This is a genomic window from Maridesulfovibrio spiralis (SeqCode), from assembly GCF_048571135.1.
GTDB lineage: Bacteria > Desulfobacterota > Desulfovibrionia > Desulfovibrionales > Desulfovibrionaceae > Maridesulfovibrio > Maridesulfovibrio spiralis.
The window spans coordinates 532,280-554,807 of record NZ_CP182344.1 but is presented as its reverse complement, the minus strand read 5'-3'; the positions used below and the strand labels follow the sequence as shown (position 1 = coordinate 554,807).

23 protein-coding genes are annotated in these 22,528 nt (G+C 49.8%); 5 read left to right on the top strand and 18 right to left on the bottom strand.

The genetic code is table 11. The features are described from left to right. Positions 1 to 59: 59 nt before the first annotated feature. Together ACNI29_RS02575 and lpxB are read right to left on the bottom strand one after the other, a co-directional pair. Positions 60 to 770 carry a hypothetical protein gene (locus ACNI29_RS02575; protein WP_419780622.1) on the bottom strand — a complete coding sequence of 237 codons (711 nt, stop codon included), beginning with the start codon at positions 768 to 770 and terminating at the stop codon, positions 60 to 62. 30 nt (positions 771 to 800) lie between these two features. Beyond that, positions 801 to 1,928 (bottom strand): lipid-A-disaccharide synthase, encoded by a 1,128-nt coding sequence (gene lpxB, locus ACNI29_RS02570; RefSeq protein ID WP_419780621.1) that lies wholly within the window; start codon positions 1,926 to 1,928, stop codon positions 801 to 803. 213 nt (positions 1,929 to 2,141) lie between these two features. Here lpxB and ACNI29_RS02565 point away from each other — a divergent pair, with 213 nt between their 5' ends. Continuing rightward, complete coding sequence (locus ACNI29_RS02565; protein ID WP_419780620.1) at positions 2,142 to 2,402, top strand: hypothetical protein; 261 nt, start codon at positions 2,142 to 2,144, stop codon at positions 2,400 to 2,402. Between the two features lie 72 nt (positions 2,403 to 2,474). Here ACNI29_RS02565 and ACNI29_RS02560 read toward each other — a convergent pair whose 3' ends face one another. Beyond that, positions 2,475 to 3,257 carry a prepilin peptidase gene (locus ACNI29_RS02560; protein WP_419780619.1) on the bottom strand — a complete coding sequence of 261 codons (783 nt, stop codon included), beginning with the start codon at positions 3,255 to 3,257 and terminating at the stop codon, positions 2,475 to 2,477. A 107-nt stretch (positions 3,258 to 3,364) separates the two neighbouring features. On the opposite strand from ACNI29_RS02560, the gene ACNI29_RS02555 reads away from it, so the two are divergent. Then, positions 3,365 to 4,654, top strand: coding sequence for a phenylacetate--CoA ligase family protein (locus ACNI29_RS02555; RefSeq protein ID WP_419780618.1), 1,290 nt, complete (start codon positions 3,365 to 3,367; stop codon positions 4,652 to 4,654). A 155-nt stretch (positions 4,655 to 4,809) separates the two neighbouring features. On the opposite strand, the gene ACNI29_RS02550 is transcribed toward ACNI29_RS02555, so the two are convergent. From ACNI29_RS02550 to rimP, 15 genes are all read right to left on the bottom strand, one after another. After that, the gene (locus ACNI29_RS02550) at positions 4,810 to 5,730 is read right to left on the bottom strand and encodes a metal ABC transporter solute-binding protein, Zn/Mn family (protein ID WP_419780617.1); all 921 of its coding nucleotides are present in this window, start codon (positions 5,728 to 5,730) and stop codon (positions 4,810 to 4,812) included. A 127-nt stretch (positions 5,731 to 5,857) separates the two neighbouring features. Continuing rightward, positions 5,858 to 6,763, bottom strand: coding sequence for a metal ABC transporter permease (locus ACNI29_RS02545; protein WP_419780616.1), 906 nt, complete (start codon positions 6,761 to 6,763; stop codon positions 5,858 to 5,860). Then, on the bottom strand, positions 6,763 to 7,491 hold the full coding sequence (locus tag ACNI29_RS02540) for a metal ABC transporter ATP-binding protein (protein ID WP_419780615.1): 729 nt from the start codon (positions 7,489 to 7,491) through the stop codon (positions 6,763 to 6,765). The genes ACNI29_RS02545 and ACNI29_RS02540 overlap by 1 nt, the downstream gene beginning before the upstream one ends. Next, positions 7,492 to 8,406: a metal ABC transporter solute-binding protein, Zn/Mn family gene (locus ACNI29_RS02535; protein ID WP_419780614.1), complete on the bottom strand. Its 915-nt coding sequence runs from the start codon at positions 8,404 to 8,406 to the stop codon at positions 7,492 to 7,494. A 3-nt stretch (positions 8,407 to 8,409) separates the two neighbouring features. Continuing rightward, positions 8,410 to 9,039: a DUF6162 family protein gene (locus ACNI29_RS02530; RefSeq protein WP_419780613.1), complete on the bottom strand. Its 630-nt coding sequence runs from the start codon at positions 9,037 to 9,039 to the stop codon at positions 8,410 to 8,412. A 179-nt stretch (positions 9,040 to 9,218) separates the two neighbouring features. Next, on the bottom strand, positions 9,219 to 11,468 hold the full coding sequence (gene pnp, locus ACNI29_RS02525; protein WP_419780612.1) for a polyribonucleotide nucleotidyltransferase: 2,250 nt from the start codon (positions 11,466 to 11,468) through the stop codon (positions 9,219 to 9,221). A 245-nt stretch (positions 11,469 to 11,713) separates the two neighbouring features. Beyond that, positions 11,714 to 11,983 carry a 30S ribosomal protein S15 gene (gene rpsO / locus ACNI29_RS02520; RefSeq protein WP_163292042.1) on the bottom strand — a complete coding sequence of 90 codons (270 nt, stop codon included), beginning with the start codon at positions 11,981 to 11,983 and terminating at the stop codon, positions 11,714 to 11,716. 72 nt (positions 11,984 to 12,055) lie between these two features. After that, positions 12,056 to 12,988, bottom strand: a complete 933-nt coding sequence (truB, locus tag ACNI29_RS02515; RefSeq protein ID WP_419780611.1) for a tRNA pseudouridine(55) synthase TruB — start codon at positions 12,986 to 12,988, stop codon at positions 12,056 to 12,058. 184 nt (positions 12,989 to 13,172) lie between these two features. Further along, positions 13,173 to 14,138: a DHH family phosphoesterase gene (locus tag ACNI29_RS02510; protein WP_419780610.1), complete on the bottom strand. Its 966-nt coding sequence runs from the start codon at positions 14,136 to 14,138 to the stop codon at positions 13,173 to 13,175. Further along, the gene (gene rbfA, locus ACNI29_RS02505) at positions 14,101 to 14,454 is read right to left on the bottom strand and encodes a 30S ribosome-binding factor RbfA (protein WP_419780609.1); all 354 of its coding nucleotides are present in this window, start codon (positions 14,452 to 14,454) and stop codon (positions 14,101 to 14,103) included. The genes ACNI29_RS02510 and rbfA overlap by 38 nt, the downstream gene beginning before the upstream one ends. A 44-nt stretch (positions 14,455 to 14,498) precedes the next feature. Beyond that, entirely contained in the window at positions 14,499 to 14,786 is a 288-nt protein-coding gene (locus ACNI29_RS02500) for a DUF503 domain-containing protein (protein ID WP_419780608.1), read from the bottom strand. A 53-nt stretch (positions 14,787 to 14,839) separates the two neighbouring features. Continuing rightward, on the bottom strand, positions 14,840 to 17,764 hold the full coding sequence (gene infB, locus ACNI29_RS02495) for a translation initiation factor IF-2 (RefSeq protein ID WP_419780607.1): 2,925 nt from the start codon (positions 17,762 to 17,764) through the stop codon (positions 14,840 to 14,842). 6 nt (positions 17,765 to 17,770) lie between these two features. Beyond that, the gene (locus tag ACNI29_RS02490; protein ID WP_419780606.1) at positions 17,771 to 18,010 is read right to left on the bottom strand and encodes a YlxR family protein; all 240 of its coding nucleotides are present in this window, start codon (positions 18,008 to 18,010) and stop codon (positions 17,771 to 17,773) included. Between the two features lie 46 nt (positions 18,011 to 18,056). Beyond that, a complete protein-coding gene (nusA, locus tag ACNI29_RS02485; protein ID WP_419780605.1) occupies positions 18,057 to 19,469 on the bottom strand; it encodes a transcription termination factor NusA in 1,413 nt (470 codons plus the stop codon). Positions 19,470 to 19,545: 76 nt separating this feature from the next. After that, complete coding sequence (gene rimP / locus ACNI29_RS02480) at positions 19,546 to 20,013, bottom strand: ribosome maturation factor RimP (RefSeq protein WP_419780604.1); 468 nt, start codon at positions 20,011 to 20,013, stop codon at positions 19,546 to 19,548. 423 nt (positions 20,014 to 20,436) lie between these two features. On the opposite strand from rimP, the gene ACNI29_RS02475 reads away from it, so the two are divergent. The 3 genes from ACNI29_RS02475 to flgG all read left to right on the top strand — a co-directional run bounded on the left by ACNI29_RS02475 (position 20,437) and on the right by flgG (position 22,431). After that, the gene (locus ACNI29_RS02475; RefSeq protein ID WP_419780603.1) at positions 20,437 to 20,709 is read left to right on the top strand and encodes a hypothetical protein; all 273 of its coding nucleotides are present in this window, start codon (positions 20,437 to 20,439) and stop codon (positions 20,707 to 20,709) included. Positions 20,710 to 20,856: 147 nt separating this feature from the next. After that, complete coding sequence (gene flgF / locus ACNI29_RS02470) at positions 20,857 to 21,624, top strand: flagellar basal-body rod protein FlgF (protein WP_419780602.1); 768 nt, start codon at positions 20,857 to 20,859, stop codon at positions 21,622 to 21,624. A gap of 24 nt (positions 21,625 to 21,648) precedes the next feature. Continuing rightward, a complete protein-coding gene (flgG, locus tag ACNI29_RS02465) occupies positions 21,649 to 22,431 on the top strand; it encodes a flagellar basal-body rod protein FlgG (RefSeq protein ID WP_419780601.1) in 783 nt (260 codons plus the stop codon). Positions 22,432 to 22,528: the final 97 nt, after the last annotated feature.

Sequence of the window (22,528 nt, the reverse complement as noted above, 5' to 3'; positions counted from 1 at the left end):
TATCCAAAGTTCCGGGATTTTCATTATCTAAGGCTGATCAAGAATTATTCTGATAAAAATTACCGCTGCACCTTCCCCACCTGCTGATCAATAGGCATGAAATCGGTTGATTTATACCAAGGTTCTTTGATGGTCACCGCTGTTTTGATCTCGTCGGTGATATCATTCTGCTGAAACTTATGCAGCATGAGAGCTGTATCGGCTTTTTGGTCGAATGCGGCAAAAAAATCTTTTTGTTCTTTGGTCAACCCTTCGTAGTCCGGGTGACTGAAGATGCTGTGAGCGGTAGCGGGATCAATTTTTTCTGCGAACCCTATGGATATTTTTTTCTTGGTTGATATGAGTTTGGAGTAAATACGAACAGCCGTGTAGTCGGGCAATGATTCCGGACTTGTTTTATCCCGACCGGGCAGGATCAGAAAGCTGCGGCAGTAATAATCTTCGCCTGCTATTTTGCGAGTGAACACTCCTGTATTGGGGAAATTTTTCCCCGGTACACGTTTGGGGCGGACATTCCAGTCCTGACGTACATCGAGAATCTCTATCCACGCACCTTTCCCACCTTCCGAGTCAGCATAAAAGTATGTGTGAATATTGGCTGCATTGATTGTTGCCTTGTATTCACCCTGATATTTCAGTTCGTTAAATTGTACTGTCAGTGACGGTGATTTGGTGGAGTAAAAGGCGTATTCTCCGGGAATCTTACGGGCCACACATCCACTGAAAGCCACTGTTGCCAGTAAAATGAACAGTACAAGAAATTTTTTCATGATAATCCCCGGTTGTTAAAAAGTGGAATGTTACCCCTTGTTAATATCATCCAAAATAATTTCAGCTGTACGCTCAGCCACACCCGGCTCGCCGATCATTTTACGCAGCGCACTGAGTTCAGCGCGGACTTCTTGCGCGGAATCAGGTTCGCTGACCCATTGCCGAATTTGGTTGTAGAAATTATCTGCGGTGGCTTGTTCCAGCAGATATTCCGGCAGGATGAGTTTGTCCGGGATTATATTGGCTAGGCTTACGTATTTGATATCAAGGATTTTCTTAGCCAGAAAACCGCTCAGTGCGGACATCTTGTAGGCAACCAGAGTCGGAGTGCCGATGAGCGCGCATTCCAAGGTCGCCGTACCGGATGCGGCCATTATGACGTTTGAATTGCGCATGAGGCGGTATCTGTTTTCCGGCTGATTTATGGTCACCGGAATATGGTCCGGCCAGAAATGGCGCAGCTTTTCTTCTTTCACTCCCGGTGCGCGGGCAATGGAAAATTTCAATTGCGGGAAATCCTTGGATAGCCGTTCCGCTGCCATGGCGAATTCCGGCAGTAGCGATGAAATTTCCTTGCTCCTGCTTCCCGGCAGGATGCCAACCAGATTGGGGTCCGGTTCGATGGCGTCGAGTTCATCCAGCGGCATGAGATCAAGCAGCGGGTGTCCAACGTATTGGGCATCAACCCCGCGGTCTTTGAAAAATTGTTGCTCGAAGGGCAGGATGCACAGAATCTTTCGTACATGTTTTTGCAGGAATTTTGCCCTGCCCTGACGCCATGCCCATATTTGCGGGGTGATGTAATAGTAGACCGGAATATCCAGCTTGCGGGCGATTTTTACCAGTCGGAAGTTAAAGTCCGGGCAGTCGATGAGGATTATGGCTTTCGGTCTTTCCGCTTTGAGGATGTCGCCGATCTGTCCGAAAAGTCTGAGCAACCGTGGTAGTTTGGGCAGAACTTCGGTCAGCCCTACCAGTGAGATCAGCTGCATGGGATAGCGTATATCGCAGCCCGCTTTTTCCATTGCGGAACCGCCCATGCCCATGACTTTCAGGCCGGGGTCGCGCTCCATGAGTTCTTTGGCGAGCCTTGCCCCGTGCATATCGCCGGATGCCTCTCCGGCGTTTATCCAGATACTGTTATTTCTAGTGGTCATATTGATCTCTTTAATGAAGTTTTAAAGCAGGATAGTACGTTTGCATTAATGAAAAAGCAACGGTGCATGAAATTGGTCAGTTATGGGTACTTCACGGGGGTTTGTTATCGTATATAACGGGAACCGCTTGCAATGATGAACTAAATAGTGTTATCTCCCAAAATAGGTAGTGAGGTACTTAAAAATTTCATTTATTCAAGGAGTATTATTAAAATGGCTCAAAAGAACGTAAAAAATATGATGGGCGTTCTGTCCGGGGTTTTTGCCCATACCGGTCACCTTTCCAAAGAAGAAGCTATGAAAATGGCAGGCATGGACGAGGCTGAATTCAATACTGTTTACGACAAGGCTGCAAATGTAGTGAAAAAACTTGAAAGCTACGACAGCGCAGCTGAAAAGTACGATAAATTTTCCGAACATCTCTGGGAAGAACTTCAGGAATACGTTAAGAAGTTCGGTCCCTTCGGAGTATAAATAATTTCCGTTTAACGGAACAAGGGGAGGAAGCTTTGCCCGTTTCCTCCCCTTTTTTTTGTTTCATCTGTTTTAGACTAAATACCAGTTCCAGAAAGGCTCGGCGTAAAGAATAGTCAGCATGGCTCCCAAAGCCAGAAATGGACCGAAGGGTATCATTGAGCCGTATTCCTGATCCTTATCAACCACCATCATGATCAGTCCGGCTACCAGCCCGGTGAAAGCCGAAACCGTTATTACCAGCGGAAGGTTTTGCGGGCCGGATAGAGCTCCGATCATGAACATGATTTTTACATCGCCCAGACCGAGACCTTCCACTCCCTTAAGTCCACGGTAAAGCAGCCGCAGCGACCAGAATAAACCACCGCCGATTCCAGCACCCAGAAGAGCACCTTCCCAGCCTACGGGGGTAAGCATGGCTGCGCAGGGGATGGCTGCAATTGAGCCGGGGATAGTGATTATGTCCGGCAGGATGAATGTTTTCAGGTCAATGAATGACGCCACGATCAGCAATCCACCGAAGAACATATAAACCAGCCATTGCACCGAAGGGCCGAAAGTGAGCATGAGCAGTACCGCCCATGAAACGGACACCAACTCTATTACAGCGTACATGGGGCTGATTTTCTGTTTGCAGGAAGAGCACTTCCCTCCCAGAAATAAATAGCTGACGAGGGGGATGTTCTCGTACCAGCGGATAGTGTGCCCGCAGTTCGGGCAGGTGGAGCGGCGCGGGTTGGTCAGAGTCTGTCCGTTGATGTAGCGGAATACTGCACAGCCGTAAAAACTTCCCAGAACAGCACCCAAAAGGGCTGCTGCCGCGAGATGAAAAATATTTATTGAAATTAGATGCATGTTGACCTTGGATAACTTGAAGATTTAGGGTGTCCCTGCAAAACAAACGATCCATACGTGGATACGATACATCAGATAATTGAACAAGCTTTCTACGGAGACTCAAAATGGGCGGCAAATATAGATTTATACCGGAACTTACTGCGGAAGATCTGGCTGGTAAGCAGCTGGAAGGATTGAAAAAGACTGTTGCCCATACCGCGGCGAACAGCCCTTTCTATCAGGAGCAGTATAAGAAGCAGGGAGTTGAGCCGGGTGACATAAAATCCCTTGAGGATTTACAGATGCTGCCCTTCACCACTGCCGATCACCTGAAGGAAGGTTACCCTCTTCCTTTGCTTTCCGTGCCAGAGGAAGACGTCGTCCGTATCCACGGTTCCAGCGGGACCACCGGAAAGCGCAAGATCCTTTCCTACACCCGCAATGATATTGAGACATGGAAAAATATGTTCGCTCGTTGTTACGAGTTGCCCGGACTGACTACCCTTGACAGGGTGCAGGTCTGTGTCGGTTACGGTCTCTGGACTGCGGGAGCGGGATTCCAACTTGGTGCTGAACATTTTGGAGCCATGACTCTGCCCGTGGGGCCGGGTATGCTGGAAATACAGCTTCAGATTTTGGAAGACCTCGGAGCTACCTGTCTTTGCGCTACCGGATCTATGGCTCTGCTGCTCGGTGAAGAAGCACAGAAGGCCGGGATCACCGAAAGGCTCAAGCTCAAACGCTGCATCTTCGGCGGCGAGGCTGTTTCTGCCAAGATGCGCAAGCAGTTTGAGGAATCCCTTGGACTGGAAGGCAGTTACGATATTACCGGTATGACAGAACTTTACGGGCCCGGAGCCGGAATCGAGTGCAATGCCCACGAAGGTATCCATTACTGGGGTGATGAGTACATTGCCGAGATTATCGATCCTGTGACCTTGAAGCCTGTGCCTGAAGGCGAGGTCGGCGAGTTGGTTGTAACCACCCTGAACAAGGAAGCTTCTCCGCTGGTTCGTTACCGCACCCGTGACCTGACCCGGATTATTCCCGGAGAATGCTCCTGCGGATGTTCCATGCCTCGTCACGATTACATCTCCGGTAGAAGTGACGATATGTTCATTTTTCGCGGGGTCAATATTTACCCCGGTCAGATTGCGTCTGTGCTGGAATCTTTTCCCGAAGCAAGCTCTGAGTACCAGATTTATCTTGAACGCAGGGAGGGGTTGGATCACATGTCTGTCCGTGTCGAACGTAATCCGGGTGTATCAGAAGCAAATGATGCGAACCTTGCAAAGGCCATTTGCGAAGAGATCAGGAAATTCATCCTTGTCCGGGCCAATGTGGAAATTCTCAAGCCCGGTCTGCTGCCCAGAAGTTTTGCCAAGACCAAACGCGTTTTTGACGAAAGAGGCTAGTTGTAGATGCCTCCGGCGGCCAGAGAAACTTTTGGGAAAAGTTTCTCTGGACTCTTCAAAACTCTTTATTTGGGCTTCGTTATTTTTGATTTTAAAATAGTACAAAAAGTCCGCAATATCTTTTTAGATATTGCGGACTTTTTGTTCAGGAATATCTACTTGAATCCTTTAAAAATTCTATCTAGATTCTCCGCATAAAATGCAAGCAGTCTTTTTCGTGCTGGAAGGTGAGGGGTGTTGGCAGTGACCAGCGTGGTCAGCACAACCGGGTGCGCTCCACTGTTCACGATAATTTCATATATCCTGCCTTGCGGCATGCGCTTACAGATTACCGCATTTACATCATTTTTAGTGATAGCTTTTTCCAGTGCCGCAACATCCTTTTCATCCCAATCAATTGCCTGCTTTTGGAGAGACTCAACCACTTCAATGCCGAATTCAGAGAGCAGATAATCAAAATCCCCGGTCAAACTGATTACTTCGGTTGATTCAAGCTCAATAAATTTAGATTCGTATTTGGTTCTCAGTTTGAAAAGATCCTGTTTGAGGGATTTCAGGTTGTTGTCGATGATTGCTGCCTGATCCGGGTAAAGGGCCATGAGGTCCTTGGCGATGAAGTCGGCCATTTTGGTCAGGTTGCCCGGTGAACGCCAGATAAATGGTGATACATATCCACTTCCTTTATCGCGGACAAGCTTGACCCCGGCCTGGGTTTTATCAACCGGGGCGGAACCGTCGATTTCCACAATGCGAACATTGGCCCGTCTGGCATAGGGGTATAGATTATCCTGCATCCAGATTGAGCGGATGGTTACGCAGGCTGCGGCGTTAGCTGCCTGTTCGTTAAATTTCCGGGCATGCTTCTTAAAGTATCGGGCCTGAGAATTCATGGAGTAGGTCGGGGGGACGCTCAGGATGGTTTTAATTCCGGTATCCTGAGTTAAAGTCTGGGTCAGCAGTTTTGTGGCTTTAAGCGAGGTTAATATCTGCATGCCTGAAGTCTGCAGATGTGTAGTTGATTGTCTGGCACAACCGAGCAGACTAAGTATCAGGATGAGTAGTAATGTTTTTTTCATATCTGAGTCCTTCAAAATATACCATTTTGTCCTAACGGCAATAATAGGGATTCTTAAGGGGCTTAGCTCCTTAAGCCGCCGGAGGCGAAATCAAATTAATAAAAGCGCGAAGCGCATCCCATTTTCCCTAAATTGCGGCTTCCCGAAAAGAGGGAAGCACGGTTCGCAGCAGTGAAGTTACCGCAAAGAAAAAAGCGGCCACGATGATGATTGCCCCGCCTGAGGGAACCGGTATTTGGTATTGCATGGGTATGACTACTCCAAGCAGGCAACTCAGGGTGGCGAAGAGCATGCTGTAGAAAAAAAATCCGCGCATGGATCTGCTGATATTGCGCGCTGCTGCAGCCGGGATGATGAATAGTGCTTCCACAAGCACCGCCCCGACAATCTTGAGCGCAGCAACGGTTATTACGGTGATGATTAGAATGAAGATATAGTCGACCAGTTTGACGTTGATACCGCGCACATGGGCAAGACTGGGATTGAAGCTGGCCAGCAGGATTTTATTGAACAGTGGCAGGCAGATTGCCACACAAAGCAGGCAGATAACAGCAAGTACGTTTATGTCAGTGTTATTTACGGTCAGGATAGAGCCGAAGAGGATATTGTCCAGCACATGCATATTAACCTTCCCGGTCACGTAGAGCAGTACACAGGCCCCCACAGCGAGCGATATGGATAGGAATACCCCGATTACCGTGTCCGAAGACATGCGGGTCCGGTTGCGGGTGTAGTTCATGAGCAGTCCGAAAAGAATGCAGAAGCCGAATAGCGAAACATATGGTGCTGTGTAAGGTTCGCCAAGGATGATGCCCAGCGCGACCCCGGTCAGGGCAGCCTGTCCCACTGCCTGTGAGAAGAAGGCCAGCCGCTTGGCAACGACCATTGTGCCGATACCGCCGAGAATCGGTCCTGCAAGCAGGGAGCAGATTAGAGCATTGATGACGAATGCGTATTGGAAATAATCGGGCAGTGTGCCGCTTTTGCCCATCTCCATGAGCGATGATCTGATCAGGTCGTATATGGATTCCATTATGCCGCCTGCCGTGTAGAACTGAAAATATTAAGGATACGTTCTGCTGTAAGTTCCTCTGTCGGGCATCCTGAGAAAAGAACCCCGCGATTGATGCAGGTCACGCAGTCACCGATCTCTTTTACTTCCATCAGGTCATGGTGGATGATCAGAATGGTCACGCCTTTGGCTTTCAGTTCTCGAAGCAGACCGCGCATGATAGCCGCACCGGCCTTATCCAAGCCGGTTGTCGGTTCATCAAGAATAAGCAGGGAAGGTGAGGGGAGCAGAGCTTGGGCAAGCAGTACACGTTGTCTTTCGCCCCCGGAAAGCTGTCCGAAGATTCGTTTAGATTTACCTGCCATGTTGACCTGCTCAAGAGCGGCTTTGATTTCGATGCGGTCTGTGGGGGAAGGTTTCATGAAAGCGGGTCTGCTCTGGCAGGTCATAGCCATGAAGTTCTCCACTGTTACAGGGAGAGTGGTGTCGTAGTTCAGTGCTTGGGGCACGTAGCCGATAGTCCGGTTTTCCTGCCAGTTGATATGGATATCTCCGGTGTGAGGCATCTGGCCCAGCAGGGAACGTAGCAGGGATGTTTTACCGCCTCCGTTGGGGCCTATGATGCAGTGCAGTGCACCGGAGTATATTTTGAAATTGATGTTGTTTAGAATTTCGGTGTTGCCAAGAGTCAGGCTGACATCTTTAAAGTTGATGCATGGACCGAATTCAGTTTTAAGTTCGGTGTTCATTTATTCGTCCGCCTTGATTTTGTGCGCTTCGATCAGGGCATCGGTCAGGGCTTTCATATTGGCCTCAATTCCGAGCTCAAAATCATCAGGAGAATAAGTACCCCCGGTCAGATGTGAGAGATGGCGAATCCGTATACCGGTCTCTTTGTGGATGGTATCGACGTATTTATCCGGGAAATGCATTTCGGTGAAAATGACATCCACATTAAGCGCTTTGATCTTTCTGATGGTCTTAGCCAGCTGGTTGGCGGTGGGCTTAAGGCCGTGGTTCGGTTCAATCACTGCTGTGACCTGCAGACCAAAATCCTGCAGCAGGTAATCGTAGCCGCCATGAATGGTCGCGCAACGGAATTCGACATCAGGAAGTTCAGCAATACGCTGCATGTATTTGGCTTTGAGCTTGCGTAGTTTGCGCACGTATTTACGGGCGTTTTGTTTGTAGAATTTGGCATAGTCAGGATCTATTTCAGCCAAATCAGATGCGATTGTATAGATTTGCTGGATTGAGGTTGTCACGGAGATGAAGGTGTGCGGGTTTACTATTTTCAGGTTGTCCATGTTTCCAGCCACCGGGATGAGTGAAACATCTTTATTGGCGAAAATAACCGGGATCTTGCCTTTCCTCTGGGCAGCTTCAAGGATTTCCATGGCAAATTCATCGTGACCGATACCGTTAATCACTAGTACGTCCAGATTCATGACTCGTTTTATGTCTTCCGGCTGTGGCCGATAGTTGTGCGGATTGAACCCTTCACCGATAAGCGGCTGCACAACTGCCCGATCTTTCACGATGTTGGTTACAAAGCTGTAGTAAGGATGGAGGGTGACGCCGATAACCAGTTTTTCTGCTTGTGCAGGTGCGGCAAGCGCTACAAACAACAGGGCTGCCAGTGTAAAAAATTTTATACGTAACATGATCTAACCTTTAATCCTTTTGACTTCATCTGCACCGCTGTAAGCGATGACTTCTTTCCAGCCTGCGGAGATAAATCCCTGATCTGTGGCGGCTTGCGGTGCTTGTTTCAGGGAAGACGGATGATACCAGATTTCATAAGGAGCGTGAGCAGGGGCTTTGTTGGTACTGCTATGCATTTTGTGATCGTGAACGAAGAGCAGGATGAATGACCCCGCAGGGGTGTCTTTATCCGGGTGACCGCTGTACAAGGCCATATCCACGGAACCAGCCGGGCGTAATTCGCAGCTCCAGTTGTAACTCCCGTTCTTTTTCCAGGCAGTGTCTTTAGTGAAAGGCGGCAGTAGTTCTTCTTCCAGCTGAACGACGCTAAGCCACTCTTCTTCCTCTTTATGAATTTCGTTTATTTCTATCGCTGCTGTGTACAGACCATTGAATACAGAAAGTTCTTTCTCATTCAGCGCTGAAAATGCTCTGACCTGAAAACTCGCTAATTCTGCAGCTTGAGACTTATGTTGATTCAGGAACATGAGTGTGGCGCAGGCAATGGATACAAGAACTGCTGCAAGCAGAACAAAAGCTGTTTCCCGCCCTTTTCCTGAAGGGCTGACTAACTGCCGCCGTGATTTGTCCATGATGAGTTCCTATTTTTGTTGTGATATTGGAGATGAAACTCATTATCGTTTGATGCGGTAAGCGTCAAGGAAAAGGAAGGTAATTTATAAAAAGAGTTGAAGGAGCTTTGTCTTTAATGATGAAAAAAGCCGCCGGATGATTCATCCGGCGGCTTTGAATATACTTATCTGAACAGTGACTATCTGCGACGTCTGTCGTCACGACCACCGGGGCGACCGCCACCGCGTCTGTCGTCACGGCGACCGCCATCACGTCCGCCGGGGCGTCCGCCGGGGCGTCCTCCGCCCATCTTGAATTTCTCAAGATCAACTTCCTGTCCGGCCTGCTCCATGAGCCATGCCTTACGGGAGAGACGGATACGGCCGTTAGGCTGTACTTCAACAACCTTGACGGTGATTTCCTGACCGAGCTGTACAACATCGGTAACTTCAGCGATGCGTTCAACGTCGATCTGGGAGATGTGTAGCAGACCTTCGAGACCGGGGAGGATTTCAACAATCGCGCCGATTTCGAGGATCTTCTTAACAGTACCCACGTAGTTTTTGCCCAGTTCTGCGGTCTGGTCGTAGTACTGAACCATCTCCACAGTCTTCTTGAGGGACTCAAGGGTGGGTGCGAAGATGGAAACTTTACCGGAATCTTCGATGTCGATGTCCGCTGCAGTTTCAGCAGTGATCGCCTTGATGTTCTTACCGCCGGGTCCGATGAGATCGCGGATCTTCTCAGGGTTGATCTGCAGTACTTCCATCTGGGGAGCGTTAACGGAAAGCTCAGCTCTGGGCTCTTCAATAACTTCCTTCATGTCGTCAAGGATGATCTGGCGGGCTTCTTTAGCCTGACCAAGAGCGCTGCGAAGGACTTCTGCGGGGATACCGGAGATTTTAATGTCCATCTGAATTGCAGTGATGCCTTCTTCAGTACCGGCTACTTTGAAGTCCATATCGCCGAGAGCATCTTCATCACCGAGGATGTCGGTCAGAACGTAGTATTCTTCGCCTTCTTTGCACAGACCCATTGCAATACCTGCAACAGGTGCGCTGATGGGTACACCTGCGTCCATGAGGGACAGGGTGGTGCCGCATACGGAAGCCATGGAGGAAGAACCGTTGGAGTCCATTACCTCGGAAACTACACGCATGGTGAAGGGGAACTTCTCAGCAGCAGGCAGAACAGGACGCAGAGCGCGTTCAGCCAGTGTTCCGTGGCCGATCTCACGACGGGAAGGAGCACGCAGGAATCTTGCTTCACCCACGCAGTACGGGGGGAAGTTGTAGTGGAGCATGAAGCGTTTGCTGTCTTCACCGATCAGGGTTTCAAAACGCTGCTCATCGCGTGTGGAACCCAGGGTGCAGACTGCCAGTGCGGAGGTCTCACCGCGGCGAAAGAGTGCGGAACCGTGGGTCATAGGCAGGCTGCCTACTTCCATGGAAAGGTTACGTACGGTGGTCAGGTCGCGGCCATCAATACGAACGCCTTTGTCCACAATGCGCTGACGTACAATTTTCTTTTCAAGGTCACCCATTACATCGCCGACGGCCTTAATTCTTTCAGGCTCTTCGGGGAACTTCTCTTCAACCAGAGCTTTTGCTTTGGCTTTAACTTCGGACTTGGCGTCTTTGCGTTCCATCTTTGCGGGAATGGTCAGCGCCTTGTCGAGTTCGTCGGTGAAGTTCTCGGTAACGAGAGTTATAACTTCTTCGTCTTTAACAGGTTCAGCCACTTCCATTTTGGGGCGGCCGACTTTTTCACGAAGAGCGTCCTGCAGGTCGAACATGGGAGCCATCTGCTCGTGACCCCATTCCAGTGCTTCAGCAATGGTGTTCTCAGACAGGAACTGGGAGCTACCTTCAACCATGATCACTGCGTCGCGGGTTGCGGCGAAGACGAGGTTGAGTTCGCTCTGCTCAGCCACACCTTTGTAGGTGGGGTAGAGTACAAATTCATTGTTTACGTAACCGACGCGGGCTGCAGCAACAGGACCGTTGAAAGGCAGGTCGGAGATGTGCAGGGCTGCGGAAGCACCGGTCATTGCCAGTACGTCGGGGTTGGTGTCGGTGTCAGCGGAAAGAACGGTTGCGATAACCTGTACTTCGTCGCGGTACGCTTTGGGGAACATCGGGCGGATGGGGCGGTCCATGAGACGGGAAACCAGAGTTTCACGGTCGGAAGGACGGCCTACTTCGCGGCGGAAGTAACCACCGGGGATGCGGCCTGCAGCGTAGGTTCTTTCAAGATAGTTACAGGTCAGGGGGAAAAAGTCGCGTGGACCGTCAGAGGGCATACCAACTGCGGTAACGAGAACAACAGTTCCGCCGGATTTGATCAGGACGGTCCCGTTGGTCTGGTTGGCCATGCGTCCGGTTTCCAGTGTAATGTCGAGATTGCCGACATGACCGGTAACGGAAGTGGGTTCAAAAGGTACTAACATTTAGATTCCTCTCTAAATAAGTTGTAATGACGGAACCCGGTGCTGTCCGAATTTTCCAGCCGGCTAAGGGAGGATTTCATTAGCGGGTATGAACCCCTTCCTCAGCCAACTAAAAATTGCTGTAGGAAAGCACGGATTCCAAAGTTCAATCTAACTACCATCTATACGATGTGTAGTCAGATGGAAACACAAATGTATGTATTTTTATAACAAAAAGGGGAGGGCAAGCCCTCCCCCGAAACTGCTTATTTGCGCAGACCAAGTCTTGCAATAAGATCACGGTAACGCTGAATGTCTTTGGACTTCAGGTACTTCAGGATGTTTCTGCGCTGGCCGACCATTTTCAGCAGGCCGGTGCGGGAGTGGAAATCCTTTTTGTGGCTTTTGAAGTGGTCGGTCAGGTACTTGATTCTTGCGGTAAGAAGAGCAACCTGTACTTCAGGGGAACCGGTGTCACCAGGCTTGGTCTGGTATTCTTCAATTACTTTTGCCTTGTCTTCAGCAGTCATAACCATAGCGTTATCCTCCAATTCACGTCGTAACGTGAATGTTTAGTTTGTGCCGGAAGTTGATATTCCCGCGGGGAATCAGCCCCACAGGCCGCGAAGAATTACCCAGAGAAGTTTACCGTCGATCTGTTTTGTCTCCATAAGAGCCAGAGCAGTTCCGTCAGGTTCAAGGAACATAGCCCTATCACCTTCGATAATTTCCTGATCAGCAGCAATATCCGCGACAGGTATTCTTGTCCCGTTCTTGATGGCTTTGGACATGTTTTCCGAAACGGTAAACCTGTGCCAATGGGGCAGGGCATCCGCCAAGGGAATAATCCGTGCCTCGAATCCTTCAGGATCGGCAAGAACCTCATCGAGGTTATGCGCTTCACTCAGCCTGTAAGGCCGACTTTCTTCACGCCTAAGTGATTCCATTACCGCGCCGCATCCGAGCCGCGACCCCAAGCTATGGACCAGGGAGCGAATGTAGGTGCCGGCAGAGCACCCAACCCGGAAACGGGCCAGTGGCAGAGTCACTTCCAGCGGTTCTGCATCAAATATTTCAATACTCTTAATTTTGACCGGGGTTTCTTCACCCTTTCTGGCCAATTCATAGAGTGGTTTGCCTTTATGCTTTGCAGCCGAATAGGCAGGAACTTCCTGACTAGTCAAGTCATTCCAGTGTAAAATTTCATTTTCCACCATTTTTTCCGTAATTCCGGAAATGTCGCCGGTGGAAGTTTCGGTTCCCTGAATGTCGTAAGTATCTGTAGTTTTTCCGATACTCAGGCTTCCGGTGTATACTTTATCATGTCCCAGCAGATAAGGCCCTAACTTTGTGGCCTGTCCGAGCATAACCAGCAGTACGCCCTCCGCCAGAGGATCAAGGGTTCCTGCATGGCCGATCTTGTACTGTTTCAACTCGCGCTTGATAGAATTCAGACAATCAGTAGAAGTCGGGCCGCTCGGTTTATTTAAAACCAGAACGCCATGTTTCTGAAAAGGACTTTTTTTAGGTTTTCTTCCCATAATATAAAATGCCTTCGGCGAGCCTTCCGGAGAGCTTAAACCCTTTTATTGCGCCCCTTCCTGGGGCTTACCACCCTTCGGGGTGGTGCTTTGAAGCACCGTGCAAATCCGCTTTTCTGAGGATTTGTGTCAATAGGGTTTAAGTGTCCCAAACCTTTTATTAAGGCTTCGCCTGTATGAAATTTTAATTCATGACCTTATCACCAATGGCGGCAATAAGTCTTTCACGGACAGTCTCGGGGGTGTTTTCAATCAAGCCGCCGGATGCATTCTTGTGTCCTCCGCCTCCGAAGAGTGAAGCCACTGCCTGTACGTTGTCGCGGGACTGTGAACGCAGGCTGAACTTGTAGCGCATGGGGCTGTCCTCGCGGATGAGTACTGCCACGCGTACTCCTTGTATGCGCAGGATAAAGCTGACCAGCCCTTCGCAGTCTGATCCGGTAGCACCTGTCTCATCAAGCATTTCCTGCGGGATGAAGAGCATGGCGGTCTGCCCGTCATGGTGCATCACAACCTTGCCGAGTGCGGTTGCCCAAAGGTTGATTCGTTTCATGGTCCACTGGTTGCGGATTTTAGGTACGAATTCACCCAGATCAAGACCGTAGCGCAGAATGTCGGCTATGATTTCGAGGGTCTCAGGCTTGGTGTTGTTGTAGGTGAAAAATCCGGTATCAGTGGCGATGGATAGGTATATGGATTCACCTAGTTTGTCGGAAAGAGAAATTTTAAACTCACGGGCGATGAGGGTGATCATTTCACCTACAGCCGGGCGGTTTGTATCCACCCAGTTGACGGCAGCGAAACCGGAATTGCCCATGTGATGGTCTATGTTTATAGATTTTTCCGGGTCCATGGCGTTCATGAGTGTTTCACCCATGCGTGGGGCATCGCCGCAGTCAAGGACGATATACCAACCGTCAAAACCCTTGGGGATTTCGGTCAGGATTGGTGCGGGAGTCTCGAACCAGTTCATGGCTTCAGGCTTACCGCTCTGGTTGTAAAGGCGGTAGCGTTTGCCTAGCTTTTCGAGAATGTAACCCATGGCTGCAGTAGAGCCTAAGGCGTCCCCGTCCGGGTTGAAATGCGCCGCAACGAGAAAGTCGTCTTCTTCTTTAAGAATCCGACATATCTCTTTCAGTTGAGCTTCCATATACCATCTCCTCAAGAAAGTTGTCGTGCACGAACCTGAGTTCGGGAATCTGACGGACACGGATACGTTTGCTCAGCTTGCTGCGCATGAAACCCTTGGCTTTGTCCAAAGCTTTGACTGCAGCGGCTATTTTTTCCTTGTCCCCGGCCATGGTGAACATCACCTCGGCAATTTTATTATCTTTGTTCATTCGCACACCGCTGATGGAAACCATCTCCAGACGCGGGTCGCCAATCTCTTCAATGAGCATTGTTGCAATCTCGCGCATGATCTGGTCGCCCATCTTAACGGAACGGCGTGATGTGGATGTTTTCATTCTTTATATCCTGTCTTTCAAAAAAATATTCCTGATCATAAAGATCAGGAACTGAAAATTTCTGTTTCGCAATGGATAAGTTCGGCCGGTGCCATAGCCTCGATCATAGCTAGGGCTTTAGATAAGGTCGATTCAACCTTGCGGGTTTCATTGGCAACTGTCACTGCGGCCAGCACTAATTTTTCGTGTACATCCTGAGCTTCTACTTCGGAAACACTGAGATTGAATTTGTTGCGCAGCTTCTGTTTTAAACTGAGAGCGACTTTACGCTTCCCTTTGAGAGATCTATTTCCGTGCAGCCTGAATTCCAGTGTGAGTACGCCGATGATCATATTTAAAATTTTAAAACAGGGACGGATTAAAATCCGCCCCTGATGTTTTTATTTTATTCGAGGGTTCTTGCAACTTCCACGACCTGGAAGGCTTCGATGAAGTCGCCTTCTTTGATGTCGTTGAACTTCTCAAGGCCGACACCGCATTCGTAGCCCTTGGCCACTTCTTTAGTGTCATCCTTAAAGCGTTTCAGAGAAGTCAGGGAACCGGTGTAGATTACTACGCCGTCACGCAGCAGACGAACCTGAGCATGTCTGGTCAGCTTGCCATCGACAACGTAACAACCTGCGATGACACCAACTTTCGGTACGGAGAAGGTCTGTTTGACTTCTGCCTGACCAAGGTACTCTTCCTTGATATCCGGAGAGAGCATGCCGCCCATCGCGTCTTTGATTTCGCCGACGAGCTTGTAGATGATGTCGTAGAAGCGGATTTCCACTTCTTCGCGTTCAGCGATTTCCTTGATCTTCACAGTCGGTCTTACGTTGAAGCCGATAATAATTGCCTGTGAAGCGGAGGCCAGCAGGATGTCGGATTCAGTGATCGCGCCTGCACCGCCGTGGATGACTTCGACTTTGATTTCGTCGGTAGCCAGCTTGGCAAGGGCTTCGTTGATCGCTTCAAGTGAACCCTGTACGTCAGCCTTGAGGACAACGTTGAGTGTCTGTGCATCCTGATCCGGCTTGGAGGCGAGGAAAGACTCAAGGGTAACCTTGGACTTACCAGCCAACTCGCGTTCGCGGTGCTTGAGTTTACGTTCCTGTGCAATGCGGCGGGCGACTTTATCATCAGCTACGCAGATAAATTCATCACCGGCTTCGGGGATACCGTCAAAACCCTGAATCTCGACCGGAAAGGCCGGACCAGCGGTTTCAATCTTGCGACCGCGGTCATCGAACATGGCACGTACACGTCCATGATAGAGGCCGCAGACAAAAGGATCACCCTGATTGATGGTACCTTCCTGAATGAGAACAGTACCAACAGGACCACGACCCTTGTCGAGTTTTGCTTCAACGATGTTACCGCGTGCGCCCTTGTCGGGGTTGGCTCTGAGTTCGAGAACTTCAGCCTGCAGCTGGACCATTTCGAGCAGGTTGTCGAGACCGGTACCCATTTTAGCGGATACGGGAACGAACATGGTATCTCCACCCCAGTCTTCAGGGACGAGGTCGAAGTCAGCCAGTTCGCGCTGTACGCGTTCAGGGTTGGCGCCTTCTTTATCCATTTTGTTGACTGCAACAACAATGGGTACACCTGCTGCCTTGGAGTGACTGATAGCTTCACGGGTCTGATCCATGACGCCGTCATCAGCTGCTACAACAAGGATAACGATATCGGTAACCTGTGCTCCGCGCATACGCATGGTGGTAAACGCTTCGTGACCGGGAGTATCGAGGAATACGATTTCGCCGCGGTCAGTGGCAACGTGGTATGCACCGATGTGCTGGGTGATACCGCCAGCCTCTCCGTCGGTAACCGCACTGTGGCGGATGGCATCCAGCAAGGATGTTTTACCGTGGTCAACGTGACCCATGATGGTAACGATGGGCGGACGGGGCTTGAGGTTTTCTTCCTTATCCGAATCAGAATCGCTTTTGGGAAGAAGCAGCTCTTCCTCAGAGTAAGATACGTTTTCGATTTCGTATTCAAACTCTGAAGCAAGCAGAGTTGCAGTATCAAGGTCAAGAGACTGGTTAATGGTAGCCATTACACCGAGTCCGAAGAGAGTCTTGATGAGTTCCTGAGCTTTGAGTCCCATCTGGTGAGCCATGTCGGAAAGACGGATGGCTTCGTTGAACTTGATTTTACGCTTGGCTGCCTTAAGCGGCTTCTGCTGAACAGGAGCCTGTTCCATGCGGCCCTTGTTCTTGCGGCCTTTCTTTTTGCCGCGGAACTTGCTCTCAAGTTCTCTCTCGTTATCGCTTTTGCGGTAATCTTTACCGAATTCGACTACACGCTTATCCTTCTTGAATTTCTTCTTCTTGCTCTGATCATTGCCGGGGGCAGGTGCTCCGGGAACGGGTCTTCCGCCGCCACCGGGACGACCACTGGGTCCACCGGGACGACCACCGGGTCCACCGGGACGACCACCGGGTCCACCAGGACGACCACCGGGTCCGCCGGGACGACCACCGGGTCCGCCGGGACGACCACCGGGTCCACCGGGACGACCACCGGGGCGACCGCCGCGACGGTCTCCATCGCTGTCGGAAGGACGGCGTCTTGCACCACCCGGACCTTCTGCTGCACGCTGGGCAGCCTGAAGATTAGGATCAGGTCTGGAAATAATTTTTACTTTAGGCGCTTCTATTTCTTTTTTCTTTTTGCGCTTTTTCTTTTTAGGCTCAGCTTCTTTAGCTTTTTCGCCTTCACCCGCAGGTTTTTTTCCCGCCTCGGGTTTGGGCTTCACAGGAGCCTCTTCTTTTTTGGACTCGGCTTTTTTAGCAGCCGGAGCTTCCTTTACGGCCTCTTTTTCTTCAGCAACCTTTGCGGCGGGGGGAGTATCCACTTCGGGAGCTGCAGGTTTTTCACTGGCGGGGGCTTCTTCTTTCTTGTGGAGTTCTTCAGGCTTGATGATTTTTACCTTGGGCTTCTCGTTTTTCACAGGAGCTTTCTTGGCGGGCTTTTTCTTTTCAGGAGCCTTTTCTTTGGGAGCGTCCTGTTTTTTTTCAACAGGAGTTTCTTTATTTTCTTCTTTAGCCGGAGCCTCGGCAGTTGCTTCGGGCTCATCAGCTTTAGCTTTTTTGCGTCCGCCTTTGCGACGGCGAACGATTACGCCGGGCTGAACTTCGCGCTGTTCTACTTTGCCGGACTTGCCGGTAAGTTCCTTACGGATCGCATCTGCCTGCTCCGTATCAATCGCGGCTACAGTACTTTTTGCCTGTACACCGTGTTCGCGGAGTTTTTGAAGGATATCTTTGGCATTGACCCCGAGTTCGGTGGCCAATTCCTTTACTTTGATTTTTGAAGCCATATGGTTCTACCCCCTGAAGTTCTTCTTCCGTGGCCGAAAAAATTTAAATCTTTCAAGGCATTTATCATTGTCGCAAACATAATATCCACGACTCTGCATTACCTTTTTCTCATCCGGAATAAGTCCGCTGTCGGAAGCCCCCTTGCCCACAACGAACCTGAACAGTTCTTCTTTGGCAAAACGCTGCCTGCAAATGACACATGACCTTGTCGGTACATGTTTTTCTGTGCTGTCCTTTCCGGTCAAATACAACTGCCTTTATTAAAATCTCCGGGGTTTCCCCCGGAGTGTATTATTCTTCTTCGTCAGAAGCTTGTGATTCAGCTTCTTCTTCGTCATCCGCATCTTCAGTGATTTCTTCTGCCGGAGCAGCTTCTTCGTCTGCGGATTCTTCTATCGGCTCTTCCGCTTCAACGGGAGCTTCGGTTGGAATCTCTTCCTGTACCGCTTCTTCTACAACATCCTCCTCATCTGCACCGATACCCAGCAGCATGATTGCGGACTTGATGTCCGACACCTTGGAAGGTGTCATGCCGGAAATGGACATGAGGATTTCTTCGGAAGCGTTGGCTACCTGACTTACGGTCTCGAAGCCGGCGGAAATAAAATTGTCTACTGGAATCTCAGCAACGCTGGCAACCTGATCCATGCCCTTGCTTGCGGCATTCATTTCGCCGTAGCGGCTTTCAGTGAAAACGTCGATTTTCCATCCCAGCAATCTTGAAGCCAGTTTTACGTTCTGACCTTTGCGGCCGATAGCTACGGTCAGCTGATCATCGGGAACGACAACTTCAAGGATCTTTTCTTCTTCATCAACTGCGATTCTGGTGATTACCGCAGGGGATAGAGCGTTCTGGGCATATTTAGCGATATCCTGACTCCAGACAACGATGTCGATGCGTTCGCCGCGTAGTTCCTGAACAATGTTCTGGATGCGGGAACCACGGATACCGACGCATGCGCCGACCGGATCAACATCACGGTCAAGAGAGTTAACCGCTACTTTGGCGCGCAGTCCCGGATCACGGGCAACACCCATGATTTTGACTGTTGCGTCGTCCACTTCGGGGACTTCCCTTTTGAAAAGTGATGTCATGTAGTCGGGATGTGAACGGGAAACCACGATCTGAGGGCCGCGGGATTCTTTCTGTACATCAATAATGAATGCCTGCACACGGTCGCCGCGTTTGTATCTTTCACGGGGAATCTGTTCGCCTTTGGGCAGAACAGCTTCGGTGCGGCCGAGGTTGATAATCCAACCTGTACGGTCGCGGCGCTGAATGATACCGCTGACGATTTCGTTCATGCGGTTTTTGAATTCATCGTAGATGATTTCCTGTTCCGCATCACGCATGCGCTGAATGATAACCTGCTTGGCGGACTGGGCGGCGATTCTGCCGAGATCTTCAACTTTGAGCTTGAAGCCCATTTCATCGTCGATCTGGACGTTGGGGTCATGTTCTTTTGCTTCTTCGAGAGTAATTTCGCTGATTTCGTCTTCAACTTCTTCGGCAACTACTTTGAACTGGTAGACTTCGATTTCGCCGGCTTCTTCATTGAAATTGACCTCGATATCCATGGCGTCGCTGTATTTGCGGGCCACAGAAGAACGAACCGCTTCTTCAAGGGTATCGATGAGCAGGTCTCTGTCGATCCCGCGGTCTTTGCTGATCTGGTCAATCGCCTTTTTGAGTTCAGAACCCATATCGCTCCTCCGCTTCGGCACAACTTCCGAGGCACAATTGTTGTGCCGGCCAGCCGAATGACTGCCTTATTAATTTTTATTTAAACTCATGAATGAGTTTTGCTTTTTTAATTCTATCCCATTCAATGTTGATGGGATCTTCCTGATCATCAAGTTTGAGGGTCAGTCCTTCCTCGTTGGTATCCTGAAGGAGACCTTTGAATTTCTTGCGGCCCTCAATAGAAAATACCAGGGCGATGTCCATTTTCTTTCCGATATATGCGGACACCTGCTCAGGTTTGAAAAATTTGCGTTCCAGTCCCGGAGAGGAAACCTCGAGAATGTATGCGCTGTCGATAATTTCTTCGACTTCAAGCATGAGACCTACATCTCTGCTTACTTCGGCACACTGGTCGATGCTCACACCTTTTTCGTTGTCGATGTAGATGATAACAGCCGGACGGTTGGCAGAGGTAACTTCCACTCCCCAAAGGGTCAGTCCCATAGATTCGATGGCAGGTTCCACGAACTGGCTAACTTTTTTGGCTAATGAGCCTTGTTCCACGATTTACCCCGTGTTGCTGGTTTTCAGGCGGACAAAATAAAAAAAAGTGGACCTGAAAAAGGCCCACCTCAGCATCTTAACCCAACAAAAGGTTATAAATTGAGGCTGATGCGAATGTATGAGGTTTGCCTGAAACGTCAAAAGTCTACGATGTATACCCATTGGGGACACTGAGATACACCCGCACCGAGTTCAGCAACTTAGACATAAGCCTGATCAATGTCAAGCCCAGAAAGTGTGTTTACGGCAGGAATAGGGAAATTGCAATTTTAGGAGCAGGATATACGAACATGATCTTTATCATTATATTATAACACCCGCAAGCCGATATCCTTTGACTTAAACCCCTTCTGTGTTTAAATTTGACTTTATCAGTTCTGGAATTATTATAATTAATAAGGAACAACAAAAAGGGATGCAAAAATGCCGGTACTTACTGATAATATCGTTGCCGGGCCTGCGGGCCATGTGACAGCAGCCCCCTCCGCGACCTTCAGCGCAGGTCCGGCTGGCTCCACTGTTCCCGGTCCTGCCGGGCAGGTGGATACTCTTCCCGCAACCCAAGGCGTGCGTAGTGTTGATGCGACTGTGCCTTTTGAAGTCACGGATGCTACTATTGGATTTCTTACTCCGGACGCAACCCAAGGAGTTGTTCCCGAGATCAGGGTGGGTGGAGTTATTTTCTGTACCGCCTGATAGTCTCGCCGTCATAGTTGAATATGTCCCGGTCAAGTTACGCTTGGCCGGGATTTTTTTTTATTCGAGTCTTTTTTTTGGCCTGCACTTTGCATGATAACGTGCACCAACTAATGCGAAGAGAATCTTCTTTCAGGAGAAAAAGACATGCGAGCCAGTATTTTCAGTGCCTTGTACGGGGCAATGTCCAATGAACACAGGATTGATATCAGTGCCAATAATTTGGCGAACGTCAATACCACGGGATTTAAACGTGACAACTGTGCTTTTCAGGACACCTTCATCCGTTTTGCCCACGACTCAGTGGCTGATGCAAAGCCCTATTTAAGAGACAAGGATATACTTCCCGAAGCAAAAATTATGGCTCGTCCAAGGCTTTCGGAAGAGGTTATCGACATGTCTCAGGGGTCCTTCCAGAAAACGGGCAACCCGCTCGACCTCGCCGTTCGCGGTGACGGATTTTTCAAAGTTCAAAAAGACGGCGGACAGTACCTTACCAGAAACGGGGTTTTCACACTCTCTTCTGAAGGAACTCTCGTAACCGAGCAGGGGTATCCGGTTATGGCCGGTGGTGGTGAGGTTAATCTCCCGCCGCGCTCTCGGGTAACAGTTGACGGTGAAGGTGTAATTTTCGCCGACGGTCAGGAAGTCGCTCGTCTCGATTTCGTGCAGCCTGCAGATTATCGTTCTTTGAAGAAAGACGGTGAGAATCTGTTCTCCAACGAAGGCGGCGAGGTTCCTGCTGAAGGTGAGGTAGCACAGGGCTACATCGAAAAATCCAATGTTGAAGTAGTTAACGAAATGGTTGCGATGATCGAGTGTCAGCGCAGCTTTGAAATGTATCAGAAAATGATTAGCACCACCGACCAGCTTGACCAGAAGGTCATTCAGCAGGTTGGTAGGGCAGCGATGTAATTCATAACTTAGGGGGATAAAATTATGATGCGTTCACTCTGGACCGCGGCCACAGGAATGGTTGCCCAGCAGACTCACATCGATGTTCTTTCCAACAACCTTGCCAACGTGAACACTCAGGGGTTCAAAAAAAGCAGGGTAGAATTTGAAGACCTCATGTATCAGACCATGCGTATCGCAGGTTCTGAAACTGAGGGCGGCAACAGACTGCCTACCGGTATGCAGATCGGTATGGGTGTAAAAGAGGTCAGCATCCACAAGTTCTTCAGTCAGGGTTCTTTTGAAAGTACCGGTAACCCGCTCGATATCGCTATCGAAGGTAACGGATTTTTCCTCGTGGACCGTAACGGCGAAGATGCCTACACCCGTTCAGGTGCCTTCAAGCTCGACAGCGAAGGGCGTTTGGTGACTTCCAACGGTTATCCGCTTCAGCCTGAATTTACCGTGCCCACCGAGGCTGTAAACATTGTTGTTTCCGAAGACGGTCACATTGCGGCTCTTGATAAAAACGGTACCGAGCTTTCCAGCGCGGACATTACTGTTTACGACTTCATCAATGAAGCCGGACTGAATGCTGTGGGTAAAAACCTTTATCTGGAAACCGAAGCTTCCGGCGCTGCCATTCAGGGTACTCCCGGTGAAGACAACTTCGGTACTCTTGCACAGGGTTACCTCGAAGGCTCCAACGTTGAACTGGTTGATGAAATGGTCGGACTTATCGTCGGTCAGAGGGCTTACGAGACCAACTCCAAGGCCATCACCACTTCTGACTCCATGCTCCAGACCGCAATTAATGTTAAGAGATAATTGAGGCGCTGATGCGCTTTTGACTGGTGATTTCGTCTCGGGCGGGCAGAAGGGCCAAGCTCCTTTGCACTCCCAAATAGAGGTGAGTGGGAACTAT

Bases quoted from the DNA above. Each gene is read 5' to 3' on its own strand.
- infB (WP_419780607.1), bottom strand. From the start codon at position 17,764: ATGGCTTCAAAAATCAAAGTAAAGGAATTGGCCACCGAACTCGGGGTC.
- nusA (WP_419780605.1), bottom strand. From the start codon at position 19,469: ATGGGTTCTGAACTCAAAAAGGCGATTGACCAGATCAGCAAAGACCGC.
- ACNI29_RS02555 (WP_419780618.1), top strand. From the start codon at position 3,365: ATGGGCGGCAAATATAGATTTATACCGGAACTTACTGCGGAAGATCTG.
- flgG (WP_419780601.1), top strand. From the start codon at position 21,649: ATGATGCGTTCACTCTGGACCGCGGCCACAGGAATGGTTGCCCAGCAG.
- ACNI29_RS02510 (WP_419780610.1), bottom strand. From the start codon at position 14,138: ATGGAAGCTCAACTGAAAGAGATATGTCGGATTCTTAAAGAAGAAGAC.
- truB (WP_419780611.1), bottom strand. From the start codon at position 12,988: ATGGGAAGAAAACCTAAAAAAAGTCCTTTTCAGAAACATGGCGTTCTG.
- ACNI29_RS02560 (WP_419780619.1), bottom strand. From the start codon at position 3,257: ATGCATCTAATTTCAATAAATATTTTTCATCTCGCGGCAGCAGCCCTT.
- ACNI29_RS02500 (WP_419780608.1), bottom strand. From the start codon at position 14,786: ATGATCATCGGCGTACTCACACTGGAATTCAGGCTGCACGGAAATAGA.
- rpsO (WP_163292042.1), bottom strand. From the start codon at position 11,983: ATGGTTATGACTGCTGAAGACAAGGCAAAAGTAATTGAAGAATACCAG.
- ACNI29_RS02540 (WP_419780615.1), bottom strand. From the start codon at position 7,491: ATGAACACCGAACTTAAAACTGAATTCGGTCCATGCATCAACTTTAAA.
- ACNI29_RS02545 (WP_419780616.1), bottom strand. From the start codon at position 6,763: ATGGAATCCATATACGACCTGATCAGATCATCGCTCATGGAGATGGGC.
- lpxB (WP_419780621.1), bottom strand. From the start codon at position 1,928: ATGACCACTAGAAATAACAGTATCTGGATAAACGCCGGAGAGGCATCC.
- ACNI29_RS02530 (WP_419780613.1), bottom strand. From the start codon at position 9,039: ATGGACAAATCACGGCGGCAGTTAGTCAGCCCTTCAGGAAAAGGGCGG.
- flgF (WP_419780602.1), top strand. From the start codon at position 20,857: ATGCGAGCCAGTATTTTCAGTGCCTTGTACGGGGCAATGTCCAATGAA.
- ACNI29_RS02535 (WP_419780614.1), bottom strand. From the start codon at position 8,406: ATGTTACGTATAAAATTTTTTACACTGGCAGCCCTGTTGTTTGTAGCG.
- ACNI29_RS02565 (WP_419780620.1), top strand. From the start codon at position 2,142: ATGGCTCAAAAGAACGTAAAAAATATGATGGGCGTTCTGTCCGGGGTT.
- rbfA (WP_419780609.1), bottom strand. From the start codon at position 14,454: ATGAAAACATCCACATCACGCCGTTCCGTTAAGATGGGCGACCAGATC.
- pnp (WP_419780612.1), bottom strand. From the start codon at position 11,468: ATGTTAGTACCTTTTGAACCCACTTCCGTTACCGGTCATGTCGGCAAT.
- ACNI29_RS02575 (WP_419780622.1), bottom strand. From the start codon at position 770: ATGAAAAAATTTCTTGTACTGTTCATTTTACTGGCAACAGTGGCTTTC.
- ACNI29_RS02550 (WP_419780617.1), bottom strand. From the start codon at position 5,730: ATGAAAAAAACATTACTACTCATCCTGATACTTAGTCTGCTCGGTTGT.
- ACNI29_RS02475 (WP_419780603.1), top strand. From the start codon at position 20,437: ATGCCGGTACTTACTGATAATATCGTTGCCGGGCCTGCGGGCCATGTG.